General features: G+C 62.0%; 19 protein-coding genes and 1 tRNA gene. 3 read left to right on the plus strand and 17 right to left on the minus strand.

Annotated features, from left to right (window positions below; translation table 11 throughout):
* The first annotated feature begins 174 nt into the window (after positions 1–174).
* From AC5PZ0_RS23360 to AC5PZ0_RS23370, 3 genes are all read left to right on the plus strand, one after another.
* Entirely contained in the window at positions 175–1,527 is a 1,353-nt protein-coding gene (locus tag AC5PZ0_RS23360; RefSeq protein ID WP_027594656.1) for an APC family permease, read from the plus strand.
* A 66-nt stretch (positions 1,528–1,593) separates the two neighbouring features.
* On the plus strand, positions 1,594–3,660 hold the full coding sequence (locus AC5PZ0_RS23365) for a methyl-accepting chemotaxis protein (protein ID WP_493855835.1): 2,067 nt from the start codon (positions 1,594–1,596) through the stop codon (positions 3,658–3,660).
* 138 nt (positions 3,661–3,798) lie between these two features.
* Positions 3,799–4,758 (plus strand): cation diffusion facilitator family transporter, encoded by a 960-nt coding sequence (locus AC5PZ0_RS23370; RefSeq protein WP_027594658.1) that lies wholly within the window; start codon positions 3,799–3,801, stop codon positions 4,756–4,758.
* A 69-nt stretch (positions 4,759–4,827) separates the two neighbouring features.
* Here the strand turns inward: AC5PZ0_RS23370 and AC5PZ0_RS23375 are convergent.
* The 17 genes from AC5PZ0_RS23375 to AC5PZ0_RS23455 all read right to left on the minus strand — a co-directional run bounded on the left by AC5PZ0_RS23375 (position 4,828) and on the right by AC5PZ0_RS23455 (position 17,866).
* A tRNA-Lys gene (locus AC5PZ0_RS23375) sits at positions 4,828–4,903 on the minus strand.
* Between the two features lie 61 nt (positions 4,904–4,964).
* Positions 4,965–5,639: a 7-cyano-7-deazaguanine synthase QueC gene (gene queC, locus AC5PZ0_RS23380; protein ID WP_027594659.1), complete on the minus strand. Its 675-nt coding sequence runs from the start codon at positions 5,637–5,639 to the stop codon at positions 4,965–4,967.
* A 17-nt stretch (positions 5,640–5,656) separates the two neighbouring features.
* The gene (gene queE, locus AC5PZ0_RS23385; RefSeq protein ID WP_027594660.1) at positions 5,657–6,304 is read right to left on the minus strand and encodes a 7-carboxy-7-deazaguanine synthase QueE; all 648 of its coding nucleotides are present in this window, start codon (positions 6,302–6,304) and stop codon (positions 5,657–5,659) included.
* Positions 6,305–6,463: 159 nt separating this feature from the next.
* Entirely contained in the window at positions 6,464–7,279 is an 816-nt protein-coding gene (gene ybgF, locus AC5PZ0_RS23390) for a tol-pal system protein YbgF (RefSeq protein WP_099430209.1), read from the minus strand.
* 6 nt (positions 7,280–7,285) lie between these two features.
* Positions 7,286–7,783: a peptidoglycan-associated lipoprotein Pal gene (gene pal, locus AC5PZ0_RS23395; RefSeq protein ID WP_008090230.1), complete on the minus strand. Its 498-nt coding sequence runs from the start codon at positions 7,781–7,783 to the stop codon at positions 7,286–7,288.
* Between the two features lie 54 nt (positions 7,784–7,837).
* Entirely contained in the window at positions 7,838–9,109 is a 1,272-nt protein-coding gene (tolB, locus tag AC5PZ0_RS23400; protein ID WP_033694211.1) for a Tol-Pal system beta propeller repeat protein TolB, read from the minus strand.
* A gap of 26 nt (positions 9,110–9,135) precedes the next feature.
* Positions 9,136–10,260: a cell envelope integrity protein TolA gene (gene tolA / locus AC5PZ0_RS23405; RefSeq protein ID WP_033694212.1), complete on the minus strand. Its 1,125-nt coding sequence runs from the start codon at positions 10,258–10,260 to the stop codon at positions 9,136–9,138.
* Positions 10,260–10,712, minus strand: a complete 453-nt coding sequence (gene tolR / locus AC5PZ0_RS23410) for a protein TolR (RefSeq protein ID WP_012273765.1) — start codon at positions 10,710–10,712, stop codon at positions 10,260–10,262. Before tolR ends, tolA begins: the two co-directional genes overlap by 1 nt.
* A 14-nt stretch (positions 10,713–10,726) precedes the next feature.
* Positions 10,727–11,422, minus strand: coding sequence for a protein TolQ (gene tolQ / locus AC5PZ0_RS23415; RefSeq protein ID WP_008090219.1), 696 nt, complete (start codon positions 11,420–11,422; stop codon positions 10,727–10,729).
* A gap of 2 nt (positions 11,423–11,424) precedes the next feature.
* Complete coding sequence (ybgC, locus tag AC5PZ0_RS23420) at positions 11,425–11,877, minus strand: tol-pal system-associated acyl-CoA thioesterase (RefSeq protein ID WP_027594664.1); 453 nt, start codon at positions 11,875–11,877, stop codon at positions 11,425–11,427.
* Between the two features lie 124 nt (positions 11,878–12,001).
* On the minus strand, positions 12,002–13,048 hold the full coding sequence (ruvB, locus tag AC5PZ0_RS23425; protein ID WP_027594665.1) for a Holliday junction branch migration DNA helicase RuvB: 1,047 nt from the start codon (positions 13,046–13,048) through the stop codon (positions 12,002–12,004).
* Entirely contained in the window at positions 13,045–13,662 is a 618-nt protein-coding gene (gene ruvA / locus AC5PZ0_RS23430) for a Holliday junction branch migration protein RuvA (protein WP_027594666.1), read from the minus strand. Before ruvA ends, ruvB begins: the two co-directional genes overlap by 4 nt.
* 109 nt (positions 13,663–13,771) lie before the next feature.
* Positions 13,772–14,296 (minus strand): crossover junction endodeoxyribonuclease RuvC, encoded by a 525-nt coding sequence (ruvC, locus tag AC5PZ0_RS23435; RefSeq protein WP_186680987.1) that lies wholly within the window; start codon positions 14,294–14,296, stop codon positions 13,772–13,774.
* A 196-nt stretch (positions 14,297–14,492) separates the two neighbouring features.
* Positions 14,493–15,239, minus strand: a complete 747-nt coding sequence (locus tag AC5PZ0_RS23440; protein ID WP_027594668.1) for a YebC/PmpR family DNA-binding transcriptional regulator — start codon at positions 15,237–15,239, stop codon at positions 14,493–14,495.
* Between the two features lie 114 nt (positions 15,240–15,353).
* Positions 15,354–17,129 (minus strand): aspartate--tRNA ligase, encoded by a 1,776-nt coding sequence (gene aspS / locus AC5PZ0_RS23445; RefSeq protein WP_027594669.1) that lies wholly within the window; start codon positions 17,127–17,129, stop codon positions 15,354–15,356.
* Between the two features lie 93 nt (positions 17,130–17,222).
* Entirely contained in the window at positions 17,223–17,444 is a 222-nt protein-coding gene (locus AC5PZ0_RS23450; protein ID WP_027594670.1) for an FmdB family zinc ribbon protein, read from the minus strand.
* A 92-nt stretch (positions 17,445–17,536) separates the two neighbouring features.
* Positions 17,537–17,866, minus strand: coding sequence for a ribbon-helix-helix domain-containing protein (locus AC5PZ0_RS23455; protein WP_027594671.1), 330 nt, complete (start codon positions 17,864–17,866; stop codon positions 17,537–17,539).
* Positions 17,867–17,881 lie beyond the last annotated feature (15 nt).

Genomic DNA, 17,881 nt, shown 5'->3' on the forward strand with positions numbered 1-17,881 from the left:
TATTTTCACCACTTGCACCGCGCCCACCCCACAAAGAACAACCGGCGCCTCGCACGCGCCTCCCTCTGCTCCGAACAATAAAGGTGAACAACATGGAGCCCACCCGCTCGCCCTTGCCGCATGCGCAACTCACTGTGCCCGCCGTTCACGTCCAGCCGCAGGAGCCACGCCAGCATGCAGCCTGACCAAAGCGCTTCCGGCGGCGACCAATTCCGCAAATCCCTGCGCCTCTGGCACGTGGTGATCATCGGCCTGGCCTACCTGACGCCGATGACCGTGTTCGACACCTTCGGCATTGTTTCCGGCATCACCGCCGGGCACGTGCCAAGCGCCTACATCCTGGCGCTGGCCGGTATCCTGTTCACAGCGGTGAGCTACGGCACCCTGGTACGACGCTTCCCGCAATCGGGTTCGGCCTACACCTACACCCAGCGCGCCATCAACCCGCACGTGGGCTTCCTGGTGGGATGGTCATCGCTGCTGGACTACCTGCTGCTGCCCATGGTCAATGCCTTGCTGGCCAAGCTCTACCTGTCGGCCATGTTCCCCGAAGTGCCGGCGTGGGTCTGGGTGGCCGGGTTCGTCAGCCTGATCAGCCTGATCAACATGCGCAGTATCAACCTGGTGGCGCACTTCAACCTGTTGTTCGTGGCGGTGCAGGTCGCGATCATTGCGGTGTTCATCTACCTCTGCGTGCGCGGCCTGGGCCACGGCGAAGGGCTGGGCACCACCTGGAGCCTGCTGCCGTTCGCCGACAACCAGACCCACCTCAGCGCCTTGGCCGCTGGTGCCACCATCCTGTGCTTCTCGTTCCTGGGCTTCGACGCAGTGACGTGCCTGTCTGAAGAAACCCGCGACCCAGGCAAGACCATCCCACGGGCCATCTTCCTGACCGCGCTGATCGGCGGGATGGTGTTCATCCTGGTGTCGTACTTCATCCAGGCCTACTTCCCGACCATGGCGCGCTTCCATGACCAGGAAGCCGCCCTGCCGGAGATCGCCCTGTACGTGGGCGGCAAGCTGTTCCAGTCGGTGTTCATCGCCTGCACCGTGATCAATACCATCGCCTCGGGCCTGGCCTCGCAGACCAGCGTCTCGCGCCTGCTGTACGTGATGGGCCGCGACAATGTAATCCCGGCCAGCATCTTTGCCCGCCTGCATTCGCGCTACAAGACGCCGGTGATGAACATCGCCGTGGTCGGGCTGATCTCGCTGTCGGCGATCTTCTTCGACCTGGTCACCGCCACGTCGATCATCAACTTCGGCGCCCTGGTCGCGTTCAGCTTCGTCAACCTGTCGGTGATCAACCACTGCTACCTGCGCGAAGGCAACCGCAAAGGCTTGGCCAACAAGTTGAAGTACCTGGTACTGCCGACCATCGGCTTCTGCATCATCGTTTCGCTGTGGCTGGACCTGAACGCGCACTCGTTGATGTTCGGCGGGCTTTGGGCACTGCTCGGGGTGATCTACCTGGCCTGGCTGACCAAGGCCTTCAGGGTTGCGCCACCGAACTGCATCGCTGAATGACCCACGCTGCCGACAACGCCCGCGCCTGACCGCGGGCGTTGTCCTTGATCGAAAAGGAAAGCCCTCATGTCGCTGCGTCGCCTCTCCATCCAGTGGAAGATCACCCTGCTTGCCGGCTTGTGCCTGCTGGCCATCGTCGCACTGCTGGTCACCACCTCGCTGACCCAGGCCCGGCGCAGCGCGGCATTGGTCAGCCAGGCCAACTCGGAAATGCTCGACCACAGCGCGCGCCTGCGCCTGCAGGCGCACGCCGAAACCCAGGCGCTGCGTATCCAGCGCTATTTCATGGACGCCTATCAGCACGGTAATGGCTTCCGACGCCTGGTACAGGTGCTGAAGGCCCGCGGCGGCAACGACTTGCGTGGCGAGCTGACCCGCGAGGCGCGCGCCAGCCTGGCCAGCAACCCGGACGTGATCGGCCTGTACCTGGTGTTCCAGCCCGACGCGCTGGACCACCAGGACAGCCAGTTCGTCGCCCAGGAGGCCGTGGGCAGCAACGACAGCGGGCGCTTCTCGCTGTACTGGTCGCAGCCACGCCCAGGCACCCTGGAGCAAGAAGCCATGCCTGAGGCGATGCTCGCCGACACCCGCACCAGCACCAGCGGCAGCCCGCAGAACCGCTGGTTGACCTGCCCGCAAGAAACCGCCCGGACCTGCATGCTCGAGCCGTACCTCGACGAGGTCAACGGCCGCCAGGTGCTGATGACCAGCATTGCCCTGCCCCTGCTGGAGAACGGCAAGGTCGTCGGCGTGGTCGGCCTGGACATAGGCCTGGACAACCTGCAGCAGTTGAGCCTGAACGGCCGTCAGGAGCTGTTCGACGGCCAGGGCCAGGTCAGTATCGTCAGCCCCGCCGGCCTGCTGGCGGGCCACAGCCGCGACAGCAGCCAGCTCGGCAAGGCGCTGGACGCGGCGGTACCAAACGGCTTGCTGCGCGTTGCTCACCCGTTCAGCCCCATCCCCGACGCAGCGCCCTGGCAAGTGCTGCTGGAGTTGCCCGAAAGCGTGCTGCAAGCACCGGCCATGGCGCTCAACCAACGCCTGGATGCGCACAACCAAACTGCCAACCTCACCAGCCTGCTGATCGGCCTTGGCGCCGCTGTGCTGGGCCTGGTACTGGTGTGGCTGACCGCCCGCGGCGTGACGCGGCCGATTCTTGCCGTCGCCGCGCGCCTGAAAGACATCGCCAGCGGCGAGGGTGACCTCACGCGCCGCCTGGACTATGCCCGCGAGGACGAACTGGGCCAACTGACCGGCTGGTTCAACCGCTTTCTCGACAAACTCCAGCCGGTGATCGCCCAGGTCAAAGGCTCGCTGCAGGAAGCCCGTGGCACCGCCGACCAGTCCGCCGCCATCGCCAGCCAGACCAGTAACGGCATGCAGCAACAGCACCGGGAAATCGAGCAGGTCGCCACCGCGGCCAACGAAATGAGCGCCACCGCGCTGGATGTAGCCCACAACGCCTCCCAGGCCGCCCAGGCGGCCCGTGGCGCCGACCAGGCAAGCCGCGAAGGCCTGCAACTGATTGCCAGCACCCGCCAGGCCATCGACCGCCTGGCAGCCGACATGAATACCGCAATGGACGAAGCGCGCACCCTGGAAAGCCGCAGCGATCAGATCGGTTCAGTGCTGGAGGTGATCCGTGCGATTGCCGAGCAGACCAACCTGCTGGCGCTCAATGCCGCCATCGAAGCGGCCCGCGCCGGTGAGGCCGGTCGTGGCTTTGCGGTGGTTGCCGATGAAGTGCGCAGCCTGGCCCAGCGTACTCAGGTGTCGGTCGAAGAAATCCGCCAGGTCATCGAGGGCCTGCAGCAAGGCACCCAGGATGTGGTGGGCGCCATGCACGAGGGCCAGCGCCAAGCCCAGGCCAGCGCAACGCGCATGGAACAGGCGCTGCCGGCCCTGCAGCGTATCGGCGAGGCGGTGGCGGTGATCAGCGACATGAACCTGCAGATCGCGTCGGCGGCCGAGGAACAAAGTGCGGTGGCCGAGGAAGTGAACCGTAACGTGGCAGGTATTCGTGATGTGACAGAATCGCTGGCTGGCCAGGCCGATGAATCGGCGCGGATCAGCCAGGCGCTGAACCGGCTGGCCAATCAGCAGCAAGCTTTGATGGAGCAGTTTCGCGTTTAGCCGGTACCGGCCTCTTCGCGGGCAAGCCCGCTCCCACAGGACCTGTGCAGCCTTCGAAACTGCACTTTACCCTGTGGGAGCGGGCTTGCCCGCGAAAGGGCCAGCACAGGCAACCCACCTCTTGAAAGAGCTTTACCCATGCAAGCAACAAACAAAACCCCGTTCTTCGACATCACCAGCGAACAAGGCCTGCTACGCACCTCGATCGCCGTTACCCTGTTCATCGCCACTATCGGCATTGCCTTCGGCCTGGCCTCGGGCTCGTTCTCGATCATCTTCGACGGCGTTTACTCGCTGGTCGACGCCAGCATGAGCGGCCTGTCGCTGGTGGTGGTCAAGCTGATCACCTCGCACGCCACCAGCCTGCAGATGTCACGCAAGCTGCGTGAGCGCTTCACCATGGGCTTCTGGCACCTGGAACCGATGGTGCTAGCGCTCAATGGCATCCTGCTCAGCGGCGTGGCCATCTATGCGTTGATCAACGCCGTCAGCAGCGTGCTGCAAGGCGGGCGGCACTTGGAGTTCGGCATCGCCATGGTCTACGCGGTACTGACCGTGATCGCCTGCGTGACCATCGCAGTCGTCGAAGCCCGGGCCAACCGCAAGCTGGGGTCGGACTTCGTACGCATGGACGTCAAGGGTTGGGTGATGTCAGCGAGCATCACCGCCGCGTTGCTGATCGCTTTCTGCTTTGGTTATGCGGTGCAGGGCACGCAGTGGGAATGGATGTCCCCGTACATCGACCCGGCGGTGCTGGCACTGGTCTGCCTGGTAATCATTCCATTGCCGCTGTCGGTGGTACGCCAGGCGTTTTCGGAGATATTCCTGGTGACGCCGGGGGACCTCAAACTGCATGTCGACGAAGTCGCCAAGGCCTTCGTTGCGCGCCATGGGCTGCAGTCGTACCGCGCCTATGTGGCCAAGGTAGGGCGTTCGCGGGAGATCGAGCTGTACTTCATCGTGCCTACCGGCATGGGCGCAAAAACCATCGATGAATGGGATGCGTTGCGCAATGAGATCGGCGATGCCGTGGGCGGCGAAGGGCCGGACCGTTGGTTGACCGTGGTGTTTACCGGGGATCCGGAGTGGGCTGAGTAACCGGCAGTTCGCGCCAGAAACGACAAAGCCCGCTACCGTTGCCGGTAGCGGGCTTTGACTTACTGCGTATGGTGGGTCGTGTAGGATTCGAACCTACGACCAATTGGTTAAAAGCCAACTGCTCTACCAACTGAGCTAACGACCCGTTGGATGGCGCGTATAATACTGATTTCTAACGGGAAATCAACACCTCGCCATAAAAAAAATCAAAAATAACGCGTCGGGTCGGTCACCCCGGCAGCCTTGAAGCCATCAGCACGCAGGCGGCAGCTGTCGCACTTGCCGCAGGCACGGCCTTGATCGTCGGCTTGGTAGCAGGAAACCGTCAGGCTGTAATCCACACCCCGGGCGATGCCCGCTTGAACGATCTGCGCCTTGCTCAAGTTCTGCAACGGTGCCTGGATGCGGAAGCCCTGCCCTTCGACACCCGCCTTGGTCGCCAGGTTGGCCATGCGCTCGAAGGCTTCGACGAATTCGGGGCGGCAGTCCGGGTAACCGGAGTAATCCACGGCATTGACGCCGATGAAGATGTCACGCGCTTCGAGCACTTCCGCCCAGCCCAGGGCCAAGGACAGGAAAACGGTGTTGCGCGCCGGTACGTAGGTGACCGGGATGCCTTCACCTGGGGTTTCCGGTACGTCGATGCTGCTGTCGGTCAGGGCCGAGCCACCGATACCGTCCAGGCTCAGGCCAATGACCTTGTGCTCGACCACACCCAGGTCACGCGCCACACGGGCGGCAGCATCGAGCTCGGCCCGATGACGCTGGCCGTAGTCGAAACTCATGGTGTAGCAGCTGTAGCCTTCGGCTTTGGCCATGGCCACCACCGTGGCCGAGTCCAGGCCACCGGACAGCAAGATTACCGCGCGTTTCTCTGTCATGTACTGCAACTCCTCAATCAACGTCCGGGTTCGTCGTTCCACAGCAGCTTGTGCAGCTGCAACTGGAAACGTACGGGCAGGTTGTCGGCAACGATCCAGTCGGCCAGGTCACTTGCGCTCACCTGATGGTGGCTGGGCGAGAACAACACCTCGCCAGCACGCTCGGCCAGGTTGTACTGGATCAGCTTGGACACGGCCCAGTCATAATCCTCACGGGAGCAGATCACGAACTTGACCTGGTCGTTGCGGGTCAGGTGCTCGATGTTCTCGTAGCGATTGCGGTGCGACTCCTCGGAGCCTGGGGTCTTCAGGTCGACCACACGGCTGACGCGGGTGTCAGTACCGGAAATATCCAAGGCGCCACTGGTCTCGAGCGAGACCTCGTAGCCGGCATCGCACAGCTGCTGGAGCAAAGGCAAGGCATTGGGCTGGGCCAGCGGTTCGCCACCGGTGACACAGACGTAGCGCGGCTTGAAGCCGGCCACTTGCTCCATGATCGAATCGAGGGTGCGAATAGTGCCGCCGGTGAAGGCGTAGGCACTGTCGCAGTACTGACAGCGCAGGGGGCAACCGGTCAGGCGCACGAATACCGTGGGCAGCCCAGCCGTTCGTGTTTCACCCTGCAACGAGTAAAAGACTTCGGTGATGCGTAATGTGTCTTGCATGATCGCCACGGGCGTGACAGCTAAACAGGCTGTCCGCCTCCGTCAGGCACTGTCGCGGACTCGACATGGCGTTATCCGCAGCAGCGTGTTTAGGAAAAAGGGCACTGATTCTAACGAAAAAACCCGCGACTCGCGCGGGTTTCTTTTGAAAGGTGCTGCTTAGAGCTTCTGCAGGTCGCGCTGCGCCAGCTGTGCGGCAGAGGTGCCGGGGTACTGGGTGATGACCTGTTGCAGAATGCCTTTGACCTTGTCGGTATGGCCCATGCGGCGCTCGACGTCGGCCAGCTTGTACAGCGAATCAGGCACCTTGCTGTGCTTGGGGTACTTCTGGCTCACCTGAGCGAAGGCCTGGCTGGCACCCGGCAGGTCGCCCTTGGCCAGGTTCACCTCACCCAGCCAGTACTGGGCGTTGCCGGCGTACTGGCTGTTGGGGTACTTGCGCAGGAAGGCGTTGAACGCCTGGCTGGCCTTGTCGAAGTCCTTCTGCTTGATCAGGTCGAAAGCAGCATCGTAGTAGAGCTTTTCTTTCGCCGGATCACCGGGCTCGCTGTTGGCGGCCGGTTGTTGTGCAGCAGCGCCAGCGGCGCCTGCTGCTGCACCGGCGGCGGCATTGGATGCGCCACCGGTAGCGGAATTGTCAGGGGTCGCGGCAGGCGCGGCACCACTGTTGATGCGACGGTCCAGATCCTGGTATCGCTCCAGGTTTTCCTGCTTCATGCGCGACACATCGTTTTGCAGCTCTTCGATGATGCCTTGCTGGCGGGAAAGCTGATCCTGCATCTGTTGCAGCTGCATGAACAGCTGGCCCTGTGCCGAGGCAGGGGTCGAAGCCCCTGCCCCGGCATAGGCGCCGCTCGTGCCATAACCCGCAGGTGGATACCCACCCGCGTTGTCATCTACTACAGGGACCTCAGCCCAGGCCGCGAGCGGCAGGCTGAGTGCGAGGACGGTTACAACACGGCGGCACATTCGCATAGGAACTTACTTACGCAGTTCTACGCGACGGTTCTGAGCCCAGGATTGCTCGTCGTTGCCAGTGGCAACCGGACGCTCTTCACCGTAGGAGACCAGTTCCAGCTGAGCAGGGGAAACGCCCTGCAGAACCAGGTAACGCTGAACGGCCTTGGCACGACGCTCACCCAGAGCCATGTTGTACTCGCGGGTGCCGCGCTCGTCGGTGTTGCCTTCCAGAACAACGCGGTTGCCGTTGGACTTCAGGTCCTTGGCGTGAACGTCCAGAGCGCGCATGGCTTCTGGCTTCAGGTCCGAGCTGTCGTATTCGAAGTAGAAGGTGGTGATTGCGCGCAGGGCGGCTTCTTCGCTCAGGGAGCCGTCAACAGCGCCAGTGTTGGCACCGTAGCCAGCGTTCGGGTCAACAGCGCCTTCACCAGCGTTGTCACCGCCTTTCGAGGAGCAACCTACAGCTACAGCCATGGCCAGAGCCAGCGCAGCGAATTTACCAAACTTCAGCATTTCCATCGTGAAACTCCTAATGAAACCCCAGTGTGTTAAGCAAAACGTATTACGCCGCAATCAGTTCAGGAAAGGGGACCAGGACGGTTCTCTGACTTCGCCTTGAGCGGTAGGAAGTGGGAGCCTCACGCGGCCATTAAGCGACACGAGCATCAAGACTCCCCGGCCCTGCTGGCGGGTGGCGTAGATTAGCATGGTGCCGTTTGGCGCAACAGTGGGAGACTCATCAAGACTTGTTTCCGAGAGAATCTTTACACTTCCGCGTTGCAAGTCCTGTGCCGCCACTTTGAAGTTGGTGAAGCCCTGCTGACGGTGAATCATCACCAGCGTCTTTTCGTCCGCCGAAAGTTTCGGGTTGGCGTTGTAGTTACCCACGAAAGTTACGCGCTCGGCACCACCACCACTGACCGACTGCTTGTAGATCTGCGGCTTGCCGCCACGGTCGGAGGTGAAGTACAGGGTGTTGCCATCTTTGCCCCAGAACGGCTCGGTATTGATACCCGGGCCGGCAGTGACACGGCTGATCTGACGCGACGCCACGTTCATCACGTAGATGTCCGGGTTGCCATCCTTGGACAGCACGAACGCCAGGCGCGAACCATCCGGCGACCAGGCAGGCGCGCCGTTGAGGCCTTCGAAGTTGGTGACCTGCTCACGGCGACCGGTGTCGATGTGCTGAACGAAGATGCGCGGGCGCTTCTGCTCGAACGACACATAGGCAATGCGCTTGCCATCCGGTGCAAAGCGTGGCGACAGGATCGGCTCACGCGATTGCAGCAGGGTCACTGCCCGGGCACCGTCGTAGTCCGAACGCTGCAGGGTGTAACGGGTGTTGTTGGTAGAGAAACGCTCGGCCGTCACGTAGAGCATGCGGGTCGAGAACGCACCCTTGATGCCGGTGAGCTTTTCGAACGACTGGTCGGCGATGTAGTGCGACATGTCGCGCAACTGGTCGACGCTGCCCGCCACGCTACCGGTCAGCACTTGCTGCTCGGTGGCGACGTTGAACAGGGCGTACTGCACCTGCAGGCGGCCGCCGGACGGCACGATGCTGCCGACCATGACGTACTGCGCGCCCAACGCTTTCCAGTCACGGAAGATGACTTCGCTGGCCTGGGAAGGCTGGCTGATCATGTTCTGACGCGGAATCGGCGAGTAGTAGCCGGAGTTGCGCAGGTCGTTGCCGATGATCTCGGCCATGTCTTCGGGCAGCACGCTGCCGCCCTGCAGACCGAACGGCACTACCGCGATGGGAGTGGCCCGGTCACTGCCACTGGTGACCAGGATGTTCTTTTCATCTGCCACCGCCATGCCTGCTACGCAGCAGAGCATGACCAGCAGTCCTCTCAGACGTTTAATCACAACGCTAGATCCTCAGGTGTAAATGTCATCTTGAACGAACGATACTGATTGAAATCGCTCGGCTTCATACCCTGCATTTCGGTCAGACGACCGATGTTCTTCACTGCTGCCACCGCCGAACTGTCGAACGGACCGTCGCCACTGGAGCGCAGAACGCTGGCATTGGTGATGGTGCCATCTGGCAACATGTTGATCTGCAGGACCACCGTCATGCCCTTACGCGCGGAAGGCGGACGCGCCCAGCCTTCGGCCGCTCGCAAACGGATCAGGTCGTCGAAACTGCCGGCCACCTGGTCGCCTTGCTCGTCAGCCAGTGCCTGCTGCCGCTCTGTGGTGTCGGACAACAGCTCGGCCAGGGCCTGAGCTTTCTTGTCTTCCGCCGACTTGCGGGCCGCTTCCTGTGCCTTTTTCTTCTGGGCGTCTGCAGCGGCCTTTTTCTTGGCCTCTTCAGCTGCCTTCTTCTTCGCGTCCTCGGCCGCCGCTTTCTTCTTGGCGTCCTCGGCTGCTTTCTTCTTGGCCTCTTCGGCTGCCTTTTTCTTGGCGTCCTCGGCGGCTTGCTTTTTCGCTTCTTCGGCGGCCTCTTTCTTGGCCTCCTCGTCGGCTTTCTTCTTGGCCTCTTCCTCAGCCTTCTTCTTGGCGATGTCGGCCTGCTGTTTCTCGGCGGCCTTCTTCGCCTCCTCGGCTTTCTTGGCTTCGGCGGCTTTCTTGGCCTCGGTGGCCTTGGCAGCCTCCTCAGCCTTCTTGGCTTCAGCGGCTTCAGCCTTCTTGGCCTCGGCGGCTTCGCGAGCCTCTTCGGCCTTTTGAGCGGCGTCGGCTTTCTTTTGTTCCGCGGCCTTCACGGCCTCTTGCTCGACCTTCTTCTGTTCCAACTGCTCGACTTCGGTCTGGCGCGAGGCGGTTTTCTTCGCTTCCCCGGCAATCTTCTGATTGGTCTGGGTAGTCGCCTGGCTCTTGGACTTCAGCTGATACAGGGTAGCCTGGACGATCGGCTTGGAAGGCGGCAGTTCAGGCGTCATGGCAAAACTGACGAACAGCATGCCGAACACCAGCACGTGCAGACCGATGGCCCAGACACTGGGCCAGAAGTAGCTTTCCGAGGCGGATGGCTCTCGCTGTTGCATCAGGGCGCCTCGGTAATCAGGCCAACGTTACCGACACCGGCCTTCTGCAACCCGCCCATGGCACCCATGACCGCGCCGTAGTCGACAGCCTTGTCGCCACGAATGAAGACCTGTGTCTGCTTGCCCTGGTCACGGCCGGCGGCAATGATCTTGGTCACTGCGTTGGTCATGTCGGGCAAGGTCATGGCCTTGTCCATCTGCTTGTCGGTATCGACTTCGCTGCCGAGGTTCCAGTAGTAGGTCTTGTCGGCCTTGATGGAAATGGTGAGGATCTGGACGTTGTTGTCCTGCGGCAAGGCTTCACTGGAAACCTTGGGCAGGTCGACCTTCACGCCCTGGTTGAGCATTGGGGCCGTCACCATGAAGATGACCAGCAGCACCAGCATCACGTCGATGTAGGGCACCACGTTCATCTCGGCGACCGGCTTGCGTTTGTGGCGAACTCGGGCCATGGGCTTCTACCTGATTACTCTTCGCTGGTGTGCACTTTGCGGTGCAGGATCGCCTGGAACTCGTCGGCGAAGGTGTAGTAACGACCGATCAGCACTTCGCTGCGCGCGGCGAAACGGTTGTACGCGATAACGGCTGGGATTGCTGCGAACAGGCCGATCGCAGTGGCGATCAACGCTTCGGCAATACCGGGGGCAACCGTGGCCAGGGTGGCTTGCTGGGCGCTGGCCAGGCCGCGGAAGGAGTTCATGATGCCCCATACGGTACCGAACAGGCCGATGTACGGGCTGGTCGAACCGACGGTGGCGAGGAACGGCAGGCTCTGCTCGAGCTTTTCTTCTTCACGCGAGATGGCCACGCGCATGGCTCGGCCAACGCCTTCCATGACCGCGTCCGGGTCTACACCCGGCTGCTGACGCAGGCGCGAGAACTCTTTGAAGCCTGCACGGAAGACCTGCTCCACACCCGAATCCGGGTCTGGGTTGCTGCCGGCCTGACGGTACAGCTTGGACAGGTCGATACCCGACCAGAAACGCTCCTCGAAGGCATCCAGCGCTCGACGACCGGCGCGCAGCATGGTGCTGCGCTGGAAGATCATGATCCATGAGGTGACCGAGGCGGCCACAAGGATCAGCATTACCAGCTGTACCACCACGCTGGCATTGCTGACCAGACTCCACATGGAGGTATGGTCGACGACGTTAGCTTCCACGCTTATTCTCCTGCATTCGATTGAGTACCCGAGCCGTCCGCCATAAAGGCGTCGCGCAGCTTGGGGGGTATGGCTCGGGGTTTGAAAGTGTCGGCGCGCACGGCGGCCACCAGGAACTGCCCCTCGCAGAGCAGCGTTTCATCCTTTTCCCGCCAGACCTGCTGCACGAAGCGCAGGCTGGCACGATTGAGTTCAAGTACTTGCGCGGTCACCCGCAGTTCATCGTCCAACCGCGCCGGCGCGTGGTAGCGCGCCTCGCTGGAATGGACCACGAACAGCAGGTTCTCCCCGGCCAACTGCAACTGGGAAAAGCCCAGGTGCCGCAGCCGCTCGGTACGCGCGCGCTCCATGAATTTCAGGTAGTTGACGTAATACACCACGCCGCCCGCATCGGTGTCTTCGTAGTAGACGCGACAACGGTGGGCGAACGGTTCGAGCTGATTTTGCGCGCGCATACTCTAGTGCTTACTCCTCAGCTTGCCAATCCGCTGCGGCAACTGTTTTTTCTCATTAATGTCTTATTGCCAGCGCGCCGAGGGCATGCCAGCGGTAGGACCACAAAAAGCCGGTTTTGATCTGTCATTCATCGCCTGGCTCGGAAAAATCACCACCCTCCCCCAAACGCCCAGGAACATTCAGGCCAAAGTGCAGGTAGGCATGCCGGGTGACCACACGGCCGCGCGGCGTACGCATGATGTAACCCTGCTGGATCAGGTAGGGTTCAAGCACGTCTTCGATGGTATGACGCTCTTCACTGATGGCGGCGGCGAGGTTGTCTACCCCCACCGGGCCACCGTCGAACTTCTCGATCATGGTCAACAGCAGGCGGCGGTCGGAATGGTCAAAACCACGCTCGTCGACGTCCAGCAGGTTCAGCGCCAGGTCGGCCACAGCCTTGGTGATCTGGCCCTTGCCGCGCACTTCGGCATAGTCGCGCACACGGCGCAGCAGGCGGTTGGCGATACGCGGCGTGCCACGGGCACGGCGGGCAATCTCGAAGGCGCCCTGGTCTTCGATGACCAGGCCCAGGATGCCAGCGGAGCGGCTGACGATGGTTGCCAGGTCCTTGTCGCTGTAAAACTCCAGGCGCTGGACGATGCCGAAGCGGTCACGCAAAGGGTTGGTCAGCATGCCGGCGCGGGTGGTGGCACCCACCAAGGTGAACGGCGGCAAGTCGAGCTTGATCGAGCGGGCGGCGGGCCCTTCGCCGATCATGATGTCGAGCTGGAAGTCTTCCATCGCGGGGTAGAGCACTTCTTCGACCACCGGTGAAAGCCGGTGAATTTCGTCGATGAACAGCACATCATGGGGTTCGAGGTTGGTCAGCATCGCCGCCAGGTCACCCGGGCGCTCGAGGATCGGCCCCGAGGTGCTCTTGACCGAAACGCCCATCTCGTGGGCGATGATATTGGCCAAGGTGGTCTTGCCCAACCCGGGCGGGCCAAAGATCAAGGTATGGTCGAGTGATTCGCTGCGACCACGAGCCGCCTGAATGAACAGCGACATCTGCTCACGCACCACCGGCTGCCCGATGTATTCGTCCAGGCGCAGGGGGCGGATCGCGCGGTCCTGGACCTCTTCGCGGTCACGCCCACTGGCGGCGATCAGACGGTCGGCTTCGATCACTTGGTAATCATCCCTTTGAGGCTGGCGCGGATCAGCTCTTCACTGCTCAGGCCTGCCTTGTCCTTGATGGCGGACACTGCCTTGCTGGCTTCCTGCGGCTTGTAGCCCAGGGAAACCAGCGCACTGACGGCATCGGCCTCGGCCGTGGAGGCACTGCTGACCGGCACCGGCCCGTCAGACACCAGGGTGAACATGGCCGGTGAGGTTTCCCAGGCCTTGAAGCGGTCCTTGAGTTCGACCAGCAAACGCTCGGCGGTCTTCTTGCCGACACCGGGTACGCGCACCAAGGCCGAGGTGTCCTGGGCCTGCACGCAGCGCACCAGCTCGTCGGCTTCCAGGCCCGACATCAAGGCCAGCGCCAGCTTCGGCCCAACGCCATTGAGGCGAATGAGCTCGCGGAACAGTTCGCGCTCGCGCTTTTCGTGGAACCCGTAGAGCAGGTGCGCGTCTTCGCGCACCACCAGGTGGGTATGCACGGTAACCGTTTCGCCGACCTTGGGCAGGCGATACAGGGTGGTCATGGGCACTTCCAGCTCATAGCCCACGCCATTGACGTCGATAATCAGGTGTGGCGGTTGCTTTTCCGCCAGGGTGCCGCGCAAACGTCCAATCACGTTCCGATCCTTCCTCTTGGGGAGCCGATCAAAGACCGCTCAACCCTATCAGCAAATGCCTCAGGTGAACGCTTCACCTGAACAAAATGTGTATCACCGCATGAAGCAACTACAGACGCAAGCGCCCGCCGCGACGCCGTGCCGTGGCCAGGCCGTGCGGTACTAGGCTGGAACGGGTGTGGGCATGGCACAGGGCGATGGCCAGGGCGTCGGAGGCGTCGATCTGCGGCTTCTTCGTAAGCTTGAGCAGGTGCATGACCATCATCATCACTTGCTCCTTGTTGGCCCCACCCGTACCCGCCACGGCCTGCTTGACCTGGGTGGCACTGTACTCGGCGATTTCCAGGCCGGCCTCGGCGGCGGCGACGATTGCCGCACCGCGGGCCTGGCCGAGTTTGAGCGCCGAGTCGGGGTTGCGGGCCATGAACACCCGCTCGATGCCCATGGTCACCGGTTCGTGCAGCTTGATGATCTCACTGACACCGCGAAAGACAATCTGCAGACGTTCGTGCAACTCACCACTGCCCGTGCGGATACAACCCGACGCCACGTACTCGCAACCACGGGTGGTCTGGCGCACAACGCCATACCCGGTGATGCGCGAGCCGGGGTCGATACCAAGAATCAGAGTCATAAAGCCTGTCGTATAGGGAGATGCTTGAAAGCCTGAGCTCGATTCAAGGCCATTGGGGCCGCTGCGCGACCCATCGCAGGCAAGCCAGCTCCTACAGGTACAGCGCATCATCCTAGATCAGCGCGCTACCTGTAGGAGCTGGCTTGCCTGCGATGGGGCGCGCAGCGGCCCCAATTACAGCCTTGTAGGCGACACCTTAGCCGAGTTTTTCCATGATCTCGTCGGAAATCTGCGCATTGGAATAGACGTTCTGCACATCATCCAGGTCTTCAAGCATGTCGATCAGCTTGATCACCTTCTCCGCACCTTCCTGATCCAGTTCGGCACTGGTGGTCGGCTGCATGACGATTTCGGCGTCATCGGCCTTGAAGCCAGCCTCTTCCAAGGCATTACGCACGGCATAGAAGCTGTTGAACGAGGTGAAGACATCGAACGAACCATCGTCATTGGCGACGACGTCGTCGGCATCGGCCTCCATCGCGGCTTCCATCAAGGCGTCTTCATCAACGCCCGGCGCGAAGCTGATCTGGCCCTTGCGCTCGAACAGGTAGGCCACCGAACCGTCGGTACCGAGGTTGCCGCCACACTTGGTGAAGGCATGACGCACGGCTGCCGCGGTACGGTTGCGGTTGTCGGTCATGGCCTCGACCATGATCGCCACGCCACCCGGGCCGTAACCCTCGTAGCTGAGCTCTTCGACGTTGTCGCTTTCGTTGGTGCCAGCACCACGGGCCACGGCACGGTCGATGATATCGCGGCTCATGTTGGCGCCGAGCGCCTTGTCCAGGGCCAGGCGCAGACGCGGGTTGGACGCCGGGTCACCACCGCCTTGCTTGGCAGCTACGGTCAGCTCGCGAATCCACTTGGTGAAGATCTTGCCTCTCTTGGCATCCTGGCGCTCTTTGCGGTGCTTGATGTTCGCCCACTTGGAATGACCAGCCATAACGACTCCAAATTCTTTGAAACACAAACAATTGCGCCCCTGACGGGGCGCAACGACAAAAATACCTGCGCCGTAACGCAAAGGCGCATCCATCTGGATGCGCCCTGGGCCCGCTTACTCGACCTTGGTCTGTTCGCGCAGGCGGATGTGCAGCTCGCGCAAGGCCTTGGCGTCGACCATGCCTGGGGCTTGGGTCATGACGCAGGCAGCGCTCTGGGTTTTCGGGAAGGCGATCACTTCACGGATCGACTGGGCGCCAGTCATCAGCATGACCAGGCGGTCCAGGCCGAAGGCCAGGCCACCGTGCGGCGGTGCACCAAACTTCAGGGCGTCGAGCAGGAAGCCGAACTTCTCTTCCTGTTCCGCCGCTTCGATACCCAGCAGACGGAACACCGCCTGTTGCATCTCTTTGCGGTGGATACGGATCGAACCGCCACCCAGCTCAGTACCGTTCAGGACCATGTCGTAGGCACGGGACAGGGCTGTGGCCGGGTTGGCCTCCAGCTCTTCTGGCGAGCACTTCGGCGCGGTGAACGGGTGGTGCAGCGCGGTAAAGCTGCCGTCTTCGTTCTCTTCGAACATTGGGAAGTCGACGACCCACATCGGTGCCCACTCGCAGGTGTGCAGGTTGAAGTCGTTGCCGACCTTGATGCGCAGTGCGCCCAGGGCCTCGCTGACGATCTTGAACTTGTCGGCACCGAAGAAGACGATGTCGCCATCGACCGCGCCAACGCGATCGAGGATCACGTTGAGGTTGGCTTCAGGGATGTTCTTGACGATCGGCGACTGCAGGCCTTCAACACCTTTGGCGCGCTCGTTGACCTTGATGTACGCCAGGCCCTTGGCACCGTAGATGCCGACGAACTTGGTGTACTCGTCGATCTTGCTGCGCGGCATGCTGGCGGCGCCTGGCACGCGCAGGGCGGTAACGCGGCACTTCGGATCGTTGGCCGGGCCGGCGAATACCTTGAAGTCGACATCCTTCAGCTGGTCGGCAACGTCGACCAGCTCCAGCGGGTTACGCAGGTCTGGCTTGTCGGAACCGTAACGGCGCATGGCTTCTTCGAAGGTCATGTGCGGGAATTCACCGAACTCCAGGTCCAGGACTTCCTTGAACAGCTTGCGGATCATGCTCTCGGTGAGGCCCATGATCTCGGACTCATCGAGGAAGCTGGTCTCGATGTCGATCTGGGTGAATTCCGGCTGGCGGTCAGCTCGCAGGTCTTCGTCACGGAAGCACTTGGCGATCTGGTAGTAGCGGTCGAAACCGGCCACCATCAGCAGCTGCTTGAACAGCTGAGGCGACTGCGGCAGGGCGAAGAAGCTGCCTGCGTGGGTACGGCTCGGTACCAGGTAGTCGCGCGCGCCTTCTGGCGTGGCACGGGTGAGGATCGGCGTCTCGACGTCGAGGAAGCCGTTCTCGTCGAGGAAGCGACGGATGCTGCTGGTGATGCGCGAACGCAGGCGCAGCTTGTCGGCCATTTCCGGGCGACGCAGGTCGATGAAGCGGTAGCGCAGGCGGGTTTCCTCGCCAACGTCGGAGTATTCGTTGAGCGGGAACGGCGGGGTTTCCGCTTCGTTGAGCACGGTCAGCTGGTAGCCAAGGATCTCGATGGCACCGGAGGCCATGTTGGCATTCACCGCACCGTCAGGGCGCTTGCGAACCTTGCCGGTGACTTGCACGACGTATTCGCTACGCACACGGTCGGCGGCGGCGAAGGTTTCGGCGCGATCGGGGTCGAATACGACCTGGGCCATGCCCTCGCGGTCACGGATGTCGAGGAAGATCACCCCGCCGTGGTCGCGGCGACGATGGACCCAGCCGCAAAGGGTGACTTCCTGGCCGTCCAGGCTCTCGTTCAGTTGGCCGCAATAATGGCTGCGCATCATGATGGTGGTTTCGCTTCTCGTGATTCGTGTATTCGGTGGAGGCCTTGGCCGCCCAGAGGGCTAATACTGCAAGACCCGGTCACAGCATTCAACTCAGTCGGCTTTGTCGCCGCCTGCAAGGTTCTTTTTTGCCCCGGTCTTGAAGTCGGTTTCGTACCAGCCGGTGCCGCTCAGGCGAAAGCCGGGTACCGACAGCAACTTCTTCAGTGCCGGCGCCTGACAGGCCGGGCAATCGGTCAGCGGCGCAGCGCTGATCTTCTGCAGCACTTCCATGCGGTGCTCGCAGGACGCACATTGATAGTCATAAAGGGGCATGGGTGTCTCTCGTCAACCATAACACTGGCTGCCGGGGCAGCAAAAAGCGGGATTATATATGGTTAGCAAGCACTGCGCAGCCCGCCTGGCGATCAGCGTGCACTCGGCGGATCGAGCAACCAGGCGACGCAGATGACGCGGATCAGGCCACTGAAGTTGCGCACCCCGCCCTGGCGCAGATGCACCTCGCGGTCCACGTAGGACAACACCGCGCTGACCGAGCAGCGGTTGGCCTCGGCGATACGCTCCAGGATCCCCCAGTAGACCGCTTCCAGGCGCAGGCAGGTGGAAAACCCGTTGAGCCGGACCGAACGTGACACCGGCCTGATCTGCAGCATGTCAAAGTCGGCCTTGAAGGGGTCGACGCATTGCTTGCCCGGCCAACGCCCCTGACCACCGCCTCGCTTGTCTTGTTGCATCATGCCTATCATCCGGCC

This window comes from Pseudomonas sp. 5.2, from assembly GCF_059025405.1.